The 11433-nt window shown below is 65.8% G+C and carries 11 protein-coding genes; 8 read left to right on the forward strand and 3 right to left on the reverse strand.

What is annotated here, in order from left to right; genetic code table 11:
- Nucleotides 1-77 precede the first annotated feature (77 nt).
- From LCM32_RS04675 to LCM32_RS04685, 3 genes are all read right to left on the reverse strand, one after another.
- Nucleotides 78-506 carry a response regulator gene (locus LCM32_RS04675; RefSeq protein ID WP_224819911.1) on the reverse strand — a complete coding sequence of 143 codons (429 nt, stop codon included), beginning with the start codon at nucleotides 504-506 and terminating at the stop codon, nucleotides 78-80.
- A complete protein-coding gene (locus tag LCM32_RS04680; protein WP_224819912.1) occupies nucleotides 503-2050 on the reverse strand; it encodes a sensor histidine kinase in 1548 nt (515 codons plus the stop codon). The genes LCM32_RS04675 and LCM32_RS04680 overlap by 4 nt, the downstream gene beginning before the upstream one ends.
- Before the next feature lie 246 nt (nucleotides 2051-2296).
- Nucleotides 2297-2773 (reverse strand): MarR family winged helix-turn-helix transcriptional regulator, encoded by a 477-nt coding sequence (locus LCM32_RS04685; RefSeq protein ID WP_224819913.1) that lies wholly within the window; start codon nucleotides 2771-2773, stop codon nucleotides 2297-2299.
- 248 nt (nucleotides 2774-3021) lie between these two features.
- On the opposite strand from LCM32_RS04685, the gene ectA reads away from it, so the two are divergent.
- From ectA to phnE (LCM32_RS04725), 8 genes are all read left to right on the forward strand, one after another.
- A complete protein-coding gene (gene ectA / locus LCM32_RS04690; protein ID WP_412070662.1) occupies nucleotides 3022-3552 on the forward strand; it encodes a diaminobutyrate acetyltransferase in 531 nt (176 codons plus the stop codon).
- Nucleotides 3553-3631: 79 nt separating this feature from the next.
- Entirely contained in the window at nucleotides 3632-4918 is a 1287-nt protein-coding gene (gene ectB / locus LCM32_RS04695) for a diaminobutyrate--2-oxoglutarate transaminase (RefSeq protein WP_412070663.1), read from the forward strand.
- A gap of 7 nt (nucleotides 4919-4925) precedes the next feature.
- Complete coding sequence (locus LCM32_RS04700; RefSeq protein WP_224819915.1) at nucleotides 4926-5327, forward strand: ectoine synthase; 402 nt, start codon at nucleotides 4926-4928, stop codon at nucleotides 5325-5327.
- Nucleotides 5328-5400: 73 nt separating this feature from the next.
- Nucleotides 5401-6840, forward strand: coding sequence for an aspartate kinase (locus LCM32_RS04705; protein ID WP_224819916.1), 1440 nt, complete (start codon nucleotides 5401-5403; stop codon nucleotides 6838-6840).
- A 288-nt stretch (nucleotides 6841-7128) separates the two neighbouring features.
- Nucleotides 7129-7947: a phosphonate ABC transporter ATP-binding protein gene (phnC, locus tag LCM32_RS04710; protein ID WP_224819961.1), complete on the forward strand. Its 819-nt coding sequence runs from the start codon at nucleotides 7129-7131 to the stop codon at nucleotides 7945-7947.
- A gap of 58 nt (nucleotides 7948-8005) precedes the next feature.
- Complete coding sequence (phnD, locus tag LCM32_RS04715) at nucleotides 8006-8905, forward strand: phosphonate ABC transporter substrate-binding protein (protein WP_224819917.1); 900 nt, start codon at nucleotides 8006-8008, stop codon at nucleotides 8903-8905.
- Between the two features lie 59 nt (nucleotides 8906-8964).
- On the forward strand, nucleotides 8965-9855 hold the full coding sequence (gene phnE, locus LCM32_RS04720) for a phosphonate ABC transporter, permease protein PhnE (RefSeq protein ID WP_224819918.1): 891 nt from the start codon (nucleotides 8965-8967) through the stop codon (nucleotides 9853-9855).
- Nucleotides 9852-11165 (forward strand): phosphonate ABC transporter, permease protein PhnE, encoded by a 1314-nt coding sequence (phnE, locus tag LCM32_RS04725; protein WP_224819919.1) that lies wholly within the window; start codon nucleotides 9852-9854, stop codon nucleotides 11163-11165. Before phnE (LCM32_RS04720) ends, phnE (LCM32_RS04725) begins: the two co-directional genes overlap by 4 nt.
- The last annotated feature ends 268 nt before the right edge of the window (nucleotides 11166-11433 follow it).

Raw genomic sequence — 11433 nt, forward strand, 5'->3', positions numbered from 1 at the left:
GCTCTTCACCCAGCCGGATCGCGCGCGCCTTCGCCGTGCTGGTCATTCGGATGCACGGTGCGTCGTCAGGCCCGGCGTCACCCGGCATAGCCGCGCGCGGTGTAATCTTGCAGGATCTGCGCAACGGCGGCATCGGTCATGGGTTTCAAGAGATAGCGGCAGATCAGGGGCTGCTCTGCCGCGCGGCGCTTGTCCTCGGGGTTGTCGGAGGAGGTGAACATCATCACGACCAGCGGGTTCGGGGCGGGGATGTCGCGCAGGCGGCGGCCCATCTCCTCGATCATCTCGAACCCGTTGAGGCCGGGCATGTTGATGTCGACCAGCAGCAAGCAGGGGGCGTTGCCCTCCGGCAGGGAGGAACGGCCGGGCTGGGGCAGGTAGGTCGAGAGGAAGCTCTGGCCGTCCTGCGCCTCTCCGACCGGGCAAAACGCCCCGCTCTTCGACAGGCGCCTGCGGACGATGTAGCGATCGGCGAGAACGTCATCGACGATGATGGCGGGGATCATGATGGCTCCTTCTGCACGGGCGGTGGCGGCAGGAAGACGTGGAAATCCGTGCCTTCCGGGCTGCTTTCCAGGCGGATGGTCCCGCCGAGGCGCCGCAGGTGCTTGTGAACGAGCGCGAGGCCCAGCCCATGGCCGCCCTCCGTCGCGAAGGTGCGGAACATGGAGAAGACCTCCTCCCGATGCTCGGGCGCGATGCCGGGGCCGTTGTCGGACACGACGACGGAGAGGCCATTGGGCCCGGCGTCGAGGCGAATGTTCACCCAGTGGTCCGGCTTGCCGGGGTCGCGGAAGCGGCAGGCATTCGAGAGCAGGTTCTCCAGCACGGTCAGCAGGGCCTGCGGATTGGTGCGGAACACCGGGTCGCCCAGGCACTGGATCGTCAGCACGGGGGGATCGGACTGGCTGCCCGTCAGGTCGTCCCAGATGCCCCGGATGGCAGGTTCAAGCGCCACGTCGCGGGGCGGCTCTGCCTGCTGACCGGTCCGGGCGAGGGCGAGGACAGCCTCGACCTTGGCGGCATTGCGGCGTGCGGATTGAAGCGCCTCGGAGATGGCGTGGCGGCCATCCTCCTCGGCGCCGGCATCGAGGTCTTCGAGCGCAAGTTCCAGAAGCCCGGCGATCGTGGCCAGCGGCGCCTTCAGGTCGTGGCTGGCGGAATAGGCGAACTGGGTCAGCTCCTCGTTCAGCTGGGTCAGCACCTCGTTGCGATCGTTCAGCGCGGCCTCGTGGGCGAGGCGTTCGGTGATGTCGACGATGGTCGCCATCACCTGCGTGCCGTCGGGGCCGTCGATGGGGGTGAGCGCGATTTCCACCGGCACCTCCGTCCCGTCCGGGCGGCAAAAGGTCAGATCGCGGTTCGCCCCCATGGCGCGGGCCTCTGCCTCGGCGCCGAAGGACTTGCGATAGACCGCATGGGCCTTGCGCAGCGCGGGCGGCAGGAAGGTTTCGACACTGCGGCCCAGCAAGTCGTCCTCGGGGGCGCCGGCGAGGGTGCAGGCGGCCGAGTTCACCAGCGTGATGCGCCCCGCCGCGTCGATCAGCATCATCGCACTGGCGGAACTGTCGAGCGCGCTGCGCAGCCGACGTTCGCCATTCTTGCGTTCGCTGATGTCCAGCACGGTGGCGAGAATCCAGGTCTCCGGTCCGACGGGCAGGGGTTCCAGCCCGATTTCCACGGGCAGGAGGTGTCCATCCGCCGTCAGGCCGAAGAGGTCGCGCCCGGCACCCATGCGGCGTTTGGCCGGGCGGTGCAGGAAGGCCTCCCGCTGTGCGGGATGATGCTGGCGGGCGGCCTCGGGCACCAGAAGGTCGATGCGCAACCCGTCGAGGCTGCCGGGGCGGTGGCGGAACATCGTCGTCAAATGGTCGTTCGCCATGGCGATCACCCCATCGGGGCGGCACAGCAGCAGCGGTGTCGGGGAGAGGTCCAGCACCATGCGGTACTGTTGCAGCATCGTATCCTCGTCCGCGGCCGCGAGGGCGGGGTAGAGGGGCAACGTGGCCCGCGTCGCACCGGGCAGGGCGGGCAGGTCAGAGGCGGCCATGGGCCCGGCCCCCGGGACGGCGCGCTGACGGTGATGGTGCAGATGGCCACCATAAGGCCCGCGCCATGATCTGAGCCGCCGGAGAGGGGCAAGCCCATGGGCGCCTTCCCCGCGCTGCAGGGGGCCGTCCGAACTGTCTATGTGCCAGTGCCTGTGCCATGAGTCGCCCTCCGGCACCGAGGCTACGCCCGCGGGCTTAAGGCTCCGTAAAGGGGTGCCGGGCCCTGCGTACTGGGACCATCCGGCCTACATCGTCTTGCCGATCTCGCCCACGTCGAGCACCGGCGCCGCGTCGATCCCATCGGCATCGAGCATACCCGCGACCCGTTCCAGCGTGGCGACGATCATCGCCTGTTCCCAATCCGCGAGGGCCTCGAACTGCTTGACGTAGCGCTGTTGCAGCGGATCGGGCGCGGCCTCCAGCGCATCGCGCCCGGCCTCGGACAGCACCACGTTGGTCTGCCGCCTGTCGGTCTCGGAGCGCTGCCGCTCGACCATGCCGCGGGCCACCAGCTTGTCGATCAACGCGGTCATCGTCGCCTGTGTCACGCCCATGCGGGTGGAGAGCGTCTTGGGCGTCGCCTGACCGGTCTCGGCCACGATCTGGAGCACGCGCAGCTGCGGGGCGGTCATGCCCGCCTCGCGCGCGAGCTGCCGGCCGTAAAGCTCTGTCGCGCGCAGGATCCGGCGCAGGGCGATCAGGCTGATGTCGGTGCGATCCATGGCAGTGTCGTCTGTTTTCAAGGCTTTTGCCATGGATACAGGCTTGCGCTGCCCTTGCAAGCTTTACGGGGCGCGAGGTCTGAAAGAAAGCTTTGCCATGCGAAGTGTCATATGTTGGCAAGTGGTACGCTGTACGCCTTAAAAATATGGCAAATATGGCCATTTGAGGCAAAAGTACTTAGAGGGTTGAAATAAATCGCGGCTGAAATATATTTAGCCACACGAAACAAAACGGAGGCGATGAGGCCGTGCAGACACTGAAGACCATCCGCGGGGGCGAGACGCCCGTGCTGCGTAAACCTGAAGGAACCGATGGTTCGGCCATCTGGGAGCTGGTGCGTGAGTGCAAGCCGCTCGATGAGAATTCGATGTACTGCAACCTCATTCAGGCCGACCATTTCCGGGACACCTGCGTGCTGGCCGAACTGAACGGCGACATCGTGGGCTGGATCTCGGGCTACGTGAAGCCGGATGCGCCGGACACGGTGTTCGTCTGGCAGGTTGCCGTCTCCGAAAAGGCCCGCGGCCACGGCCTCGGCGGTCGGATGTTGAACGCTCTGATGGAACGGGATGCCTGCGACGGCGTTACCAAGATGCAGACAACGATCACTGCCGACAATGACGCGAGCTGGGGCCTGTTCCGCCGTTTCGCCGAGAAGCGCGGCGCGGAGCTTGACGATGAACCCCATTTCAAGCGGGACGATCACTTCGACGGCCAACACGCGACCGAACACATGGTCACGATCGACATGGCTGTCGCGGACCAGCAGGCGGCCTGACCGCCTTGCGTGAGGCGGCCTGAGGCTGAGGCCCGGCTGCCCGCCGTCCCCAAATCCCTGAGAGAACCGGAGAGATCCCATGACAACTGACATGTCAGTTGAGAAAAAAGTATTTGCCCGACGCGAGTCCGAGGCGCGCTCCTACTGCCGCAGCTTCGACACCGTCTTCACCTCGGCCAGCGGGTCGGAGATGACGGATGCCGCGGGCAACACCTACATTGATTTCCTGGCCGGCTGTTCCTCGCTGAACTACGGCCACAATGACCCGGACATGAAGGCCGCGCTGATCGAGCATATCAGCAACGACGGCATCGCCCATGGCCTGGACATGTACACGCAGACCAAGGCCGCGTTCCTCGAGACCTTCGAGAACGTGATCCTGAAGCCGCGCGGCATGGACCACAAGATCATGATGGTGGGCCCGACCGGCACCAACGCTGTCGAGGCCGCCATGAAGCTGGCCCGCAAGGTGACTGGCCGCACCAACGTGATCGCCTTCACCAACGGCTTCCACGGCATGACGCTGGGCGCGCTCGCCGCGACGGCCAATGCCGGCAAGCGCGGTGGCGCGGGCATGGACCTGTCCGGCGTGACCCGGATGCCCTACGAGGGCGCCTTCGGCGACGAGGTGGACTCGCTCTCGCTCATCGAGCAGATGCTTGAGAACCCGTCTTCCGGCATCGACGCCCCCGCCGCCTTCCTGATGGAGCCGGTGCAGGGCGAGGGTGGCCTGAACGCCGCCTCCAAGGAATTCATCGAGGGCGTGGCGAAGCTGGCCAAGAAGCATGGCGCGCTGCTGATCCTCGACGACATCCAGGCCGGCGTGGGCCGGACCGGCACCTTCTTCTCCTTCGAGGAGATGGACGTGGAGCCGGACCTGATCCCGATGGCGAAATCGCTGTCCGGCATGGGCCTGCCCTTTGCCGCGCTGCTGGTGAAGCCGGAGCATGACATCTGGAAGCCGGCCGAGCACAACGGCACCTTCCGGGGCAACACCCATGCCTTCGTGACCGCCCGCGTCGCGCTGGAGAAGTTCTGGAAGGACGACACCTTCCAGAAGGACATTCAAACCAAGGCGGCAATCCTGTCCGAGGCCATGCACGAGCTGGCCAAGGAGATCCCTGGCTCCAAGGTCAAGGGCCGTGGCATGATGATGGGCGTCGACGTCGGCTCGGGCGAGCTGGCAGGCGACATCTGTGCCGAAGCGTTCCGCCGTGGTCTCATCATCGAGACCTCGGGCGCCCATGACGAGGTCGTCAAGGTCCTCGCGCCGCTGACCACGCCGGTGGACACCTTCCGGGAGGGTCTGAAGATCCTCCTGCAGGCGGCCGCCATCCAGACCAAACACAAGATTGCTGCGGAGTAACCAAACCATGATCGTTCGCGACTTCAACAAGATCACTGCCGAAGAGAAAAACCGCGTCGTGTCGGACGCCAAGTGGACCTCGGTCCGCATGCTGCTGGCCGACGACGGCATGGGCTTCTCGTTCCACATCACCTTCCTCGAAGCGGGGTCGGAGCACACGTTCCACTACAAGAACCACTTCGAGAGCGTCTATTGCATGCAGGGCAAGGGCTCGATCACCGACCTTGCCTCCGGCGAGACCCACGAGATCAAGCCCGGCGTCATGTACGCGCTGAACGAGCACGACAAGCACGTGCTGCGGGCCGAGGAAGAACTCGTCATGGCCTGCTGCTTCAACCCGCCCGTGACCGGCACCGAGGTCCATCAGGCCGATGGCTCCTACGCGCCGGCGGTCGAGGAAGTCGCCTGATCCCATCCGGAACGGCTTCATCACGAAACGGACCAATGGAAGGCCGCCGGGGGAAAGCCCCGGCGGAACGACAGTGACACACGCACAGCATACCGTCGAAAAAATCGGTGGCACCTCCATGTCCCGGGTCAACGAACTCGTGGACAGCCTCTTCATCGGGGGCCGGGAGGGCGCCGACCTTTACGAGCGCATCTTCGTCGTCTCCGCCTTCGGGGGCATCACGAACCTGCTGCTCGAGCACAAGAAGACCGGCGAGCCCGGGGTCTATGCTCTGTTCTCGAACGCCGAGAACGATCATGGCTGGATGGACGCGCTCAACCGCGTCACCGAGGCCATGAACGCCGCGCACCGCGAGATCCTGACCCATCCCGCCGACCTGTCGGATGCCGATGATTTCGTCCGCGACCGGATCGAAGGGGCGCGCAACTGCCTCATCGACCTGCAGCGCCTCTGCTCCTACGGGCACTTCCGCCTGTCGGAACACATGGCCCTGATCCGCGAGCTGCTGTCGGGTCTGGGGGAGAGCCATTCGGCCTTCGTCACCACGCTGCTGCTGCGCCGTCACAGTGTCGACGCGCGGTTCGTGGACCTCTCTGGCTGGCGCGATGAGCGCGAGTTGACGCTGGAGGAACGCATCGCCACGGCGCTCGACGGGGTGGATACCTCAAAGGAGATGCCCATCGTCACCGGCTATGCCCAGTGTACCGAGGGGCTGATGAAGGAATACGACCGCGGCTATTCCGAGGTCACCTTCAGCCGCATCGCTGCCCAGACCAAGGCGCGCGAGGCGATCATCCACAAGGAGTTCCACCTCTCCTCGGCGGACCCGAACCTCGTGGGCGGCCATGTGCGCAAGCTGGGCCATACCAACTACGACGTGGCGGACCAGCTGTCGAATATGGGGATGGAGGCGATCCACCCCAAGGCGGCCAAGACACTGCGTCAGGCCGAGGTGCCGCTGCGCGTGACCAACGCCTTCGAGCCGGAGGACCCGGGCACGCTGATCGACGACCAGAAGGCGGACACGCCCGCGGCTGAGATCGTCTGCGGCCTGCCGGTCTATGCGCTCGAACTCTTCGAGCAGGACATGGTGGGGGTGAAGGGCTACGACGCGGCCACGCTGGAGGTGCTCAAGCGCCACAAGGTGCGGATCGTGTCCAAGACCTCGAACGCCAACACGATCACCCACTACGTCGACGCCTCGCTCAAAGCGATGCGCCGGGTGGAACGCGACCTGGCCGAGATCTACCCCTCGGCCGAGCTGTCGGTGCAGTCGCTGGCGATCGCCTCGATCATCGGGCGCGACCTGCGCGGGCTGAAGGTTCTGACCCGTGGTCTGGACGCGCTGGAGACGGCAGGCATCGACGTGCTGGCCGTGCACCAGACGACGCGCTCGGTCGACGTGCAGTTCGTGGTGCCGCGCGACGCGCTGGATGCCACAGTCGGTGCGCTGCATGACGCGGTCGTGCCGGTCGAGAAAGAGACCGAGAACGAGGTCAAGGCCGCCGCCTGAGCGGACCTTCAAGACACATATCCCTGAGCGGGCCGTCCGGCTCTCTCAGGGCGGTCCTCAGGGAGCAGGGGCCCCGTTCCGATGGAGCGGGGCCCTTCACCTTTGCGGCCCCTCATCCGGTCCTCTGTCACGAAAGTGCCATGAAACAAGGCGCAGCGGGCAGGGCAGGGCGCCTGCCGTTGGGGAAATCGGGCCGGGACGGGGTGCGTTACAAAACTTTCGCCAAACCGATACATTTCCGACTCCCGGCGCCAATAGCACCCCCCGTGAAAGATGTGGGGACAAAACGTGCTGCGGATCGACAACCTGACGAAGACCTTCGGGGCCAACACTGCTGTGGACCGGGCCACCATCCATGTGGACCGGCCGATGATGATCGGCATCATCGGGCGTTCGGGGGCGGGCAAGTCGACGCTGCTGCGGATGCTGAACCGGCTGACGCCCCATTCCTCGGGTACGATCACCTTCAACGGCCTCGACGTCACCGCGCTGAAGGGCGGCGACATGCGCCGCTGGCAGGCGCAATGCGCGATGATCTTCCAGCAGTTCAACCTCGTGCCCCGGATGGACGTGGTCTCGAACGTGCTGCACGGCACGCTGAACCGCCATTCCACGCTGGCCGCGCTCTTCAACCTCTACCCGGCCTCGGACATCCATCGCGCCATCGACATCCTCGAACGGCTGGGCATCGCACAACATGCGCCCAAGCGGGCCGAGGCGCTGTCGGGTGGCCAGCAGCAGCGCGTGGCGATTGCCCGCGCCCTGATGCAGGACCCGCAGATCATCCTCGCCGATGAACCCATCGCCTCGCTTGACCCGATGAACGCGCAGGTGGTGATGGAGGCCCTGCGCCGCATCCACGAGGAAGACGGCCGCATGGTCATCGCCAACCTGCACACGCTCGACACCGCGCGCCGCTACTGCGACCGGGTAATCGGCATGCGCGACGGGCGCATCGTCTTCGACGGCCTGCCCGAACAGCTGACCACCGGCGCGGCCCGCGACATCTACGGCGCCGATGCGTCGTTCAGCGAGGCCGCCACCTCCACCGAAATCGACGCGCTCGACCGGCCTTCCGCCCACACCACCGCGCGCGTTCCTGCCTGAGTTTCATCTGCCCCCGTCGCCTGTCGCGGCGGGGTTTTTCAATCTGGGAGACCAACCGATGAAAAAACTGATCGCGGCCGCCCTGGCCACCACCACCCTGGCCGGCGCCGTTTCCGCACAGGACATCACCGAATTCCGCCTCGGCATCCTCGGCGGCGAGAACGCCCAGGACCGTCTGGCCTCGAACCAGTGCTTCGCCGACAAGATCGCCGATGCGCTCGGCGTCGAGGTGAAGGTCTTCACCCCCGCTGACTACAACGGCGTGATGCAGGGCCTCCTCGGCGGCACCATCGACGCAGCCTGGATGGGCGCCTCCTCCTACGCTGGCACCTACATTGCCGATCCGGAAGCGGTCGAGCCCGTGCTGGTCAAGCAGAACGAAGACGGCTCCATCGGCTACTACTCGATCGGCTTCGCCCGTGCCGACAGCGGCGTGACCTCGCTGGACGACCTGAAAGGCAAGAAGTTCGGCTTCGGTGACCCGAACTCGACCTCCGGCTACCTGATCCCCTCGATCGAGATCGCCGATGCAGGCTTCCCGATGGAGCCCGGCCAGTTCTTCGGTGACGTCGTCTTCACCGGCGGCCACGAGCAGACCATCGTTGCCGTGAACAACGGTGACGTGGACGCGGGCGTGACCTGGGCCGACGGCCAGGGCGCATGGGAAGACGGTTACAACTCGGGCGCGCTGCGCAAGGCCGTGGACGCAGGCCTCGTCGACATGAACGACCTCGTGCAAATCTGGCAGTCGAACGTGATCCCCGAAGGTCCCTTCGTCCTGCGCAAGGCCCTGCCGCAGTCGGTCAAGGACACCGTGACCGAGCTGACCGCGAACCTCTGGGAAGAAGACGCCGATTGCGCCTACGGCGTGGCCGCAGGCGACGCGAAGGACTTCATCCCCGTCACCCACGAGACCTACAAGTCGATCGTCGCTGCCCGCCAGTCGAAGATCAACTGATCCTGACCGCTTCGAGGGGTCCGCGTCCGCGCGGGCCCTTCTTTATTCAGGGATACCCCATGGCCGACCAGACCGCCGCCTCCATCGAGGACGCAAGCCCCGCGGAGATCCGCGAAAGCTATCTTGCCCAGACCCGTCGCAAACGCCTCTACAGCGGGATGCTGCTGGCGGTCTTCGTGGCGCTGATGGCCGGGGGCTTCATCACCGCCGACAGCCGCAACGCCGGTGGCTTCTGGGACGGCCTGCACCGCATCTTCGACTTCCCCGCCGGGGTCATCGCCGAGACGGTCGAGAAGATCGACCGGATGCCCGCGAACCTCGTGAAATTCTTCCCCGCGCTGATGGAGACGATCAACATCGCCGCCGCCGCCACCCTGCTGGGCGCGCTTGGCGGGATCGTCCTGTCGATGCTGGCGACCCGCGGCATGGCCCGCTGGCCACGCCTGATCCCGGTGTTCCGCCGGATCATGGACGTGATGCGCGCCGTGCCCGAGATCGTCATCGCGCTGGTGCTGATCTTCGTTCTCGGCGGCGGGCCGGTGCCGGCGATGATCGCCATTGCCTTCCACACGGTCGGTGCCCTCGGCAAGCTCTTCTCCGAGGTGAACGAGAACGCCTCGCTCAAGCCCGTCGAGGGGCTGGCCTCGGTGGGTGCCAACTGGTCGCAGCGGATGCTGCTCGGCGTCGTGCCGCAGGTGGCGCCGAACTACCTCAGCTATGCGCTGCTGCGCTTCGAGATCAACATCCGCGCCTCCGCCATCCTCGGCTTCGTGGGCGCGGGCGGCATCGGCTACGAGCTCAAGAACGCCATCGGCTGGGGCATCGGGCGCTATGACGAGGCGGCGGCGATCTTCTTGCTGCTGTTCCTGACCATCGTCGTGGTGGACCAGTTCTCGTCCTATGCCCGCGACCTGCTGACCCACGGCCGCAAGAAGGAGATGCTGGCATGACCCTCGCTGCCGATATGCCGATGGACGGGCTGAAGACCCGCGCCGAGGCGCTGTTCCGCCGCAAGCGCATGGTGGCCATCGCGCTGCCGCTGGTGCTGCTGGGCTATCTTGTCTACGCGCTCTTCGCCTTCAACGTGCCTGCGCTGCTGCAGGGGGCCAGCCTCGAGAACGGGGCCACGCTGATCCGCGACAGCTACAGCTACAAGACCCACGTCACCCGCGACAACCGGTCGGGCGAGGTGAGCTTTGCCATCGAGGGCGAGCGCAAGGGCGAATACGCCCCGGGCACCCACCCGGACTGGGTGACGATCGAAGGCGATGACACGATCACCGACCTCGGCGGCGGGCACCTTGTGCATTACACGGCCGATGGTGTGTCTTACGAGATCCCCGGCTATGGCACGGTCAGCGCGCAGCCCGGCAATGGCGGCGTGAACGCGACCTTCCCGGAAGGCGCGCTGCCGGAGTGGATCAACGCCTCGAAGAACCGGGTGACGATCACCACCGATGCGGGCCGCGTGACGATCACCCGCAACCGGACCGAGGTCTTCCGCTACTCGCTGGGGTGGGAGCTCTTCTTCTTCACCCTCGACAGTCCCTACCACGGGATGGGGCCGGGCGAGCTGCTGTCCCATGCACTTTCGGGCGAGGCGGGGGCGATCTGGGATGACTTCTGGAACAATGCCATGTGGCGCCACGGGGACGTGGCCTGGGCGCTGGTGGAAACCGTGCTGATGGCCTTCCTCGGCACTTTCGGGGCGGCCATCGTGGCGCTGCCGCTGGCCTTCCTCGCGGCGCGCAACTTCGCGCCCCTGATGGCGGTGCGCTTCACCTTCCGGCGGATCTTCGACTTCCTGCGCGGCACCGATGCGCTGATCTGGACCATCGTGCTGTCGCGGGCCTTCGGGCCGGGGCCGATGACCGGGGCGTTGGCGATCCTGCTGACCGACACCGGCAGTTTCGGCAAGATGTTTTCGGAGGCGCTGGAGAACGTGGACGGAAAGCAGATCGAGGGCGTGCAGTCGACCGGGGCCAAGCCGCTGCTGCGCTACCGCTTCGGGGTGATCCCGCAGGTGACGCCGGTGCTGCTGAGCCAGGTGCTCTATTTCTTCGAGAGCAACACCCGGTCGGCCACGATCATCGGCGCGATCACCGGCGGCGGCATCGGGCTGATGCTGACCCAGGCGATGATCACCCAGAAGGACTGGGAGGAGGTGACCTATTACATCATCCTCGTGATCCTGCTGGTCTTCGTGATGGACTGGTTCTCGGGCTGGCTGCGGCGCAAGCTGATCGGGGGCGAGCCCTGAGCGGGGCGCGCATCTGATACCTTGTTGATCCCTGAGGACGGGCCGGAAAATGGAGATTTTCCGGCCCGTTTTCTGTGCAGAAAACGGGCAGGGCGGTGAGGGCGGGGGCCCGTCGAGGCGCGCGGCCTTCGCGGGGAGGCTGGAAGAATTTTCGAAAATTCTTCCCAAAATTCTTCGAAGAATTTTGGAGGGGGCTGTCTGCCCCCTCTTGCAGGCTGCGCCTGCAATTCACCCCCGAGGATATTTTCGGCAACGAAAATGAAAAGGG

Origin of the sequence: Pseudooceanicola nanhaiensis, from assembly GCF_020171315.1 — a bacterium.
Classification (GTDB): domain Bacteria; phylum Pseudomonadota; class Alphaproteobacteria; order Rhodobacterales; family Rhodobacteraceae; genus Pseudooceanicola; species Pseudooceanicola nanhaiensis_A.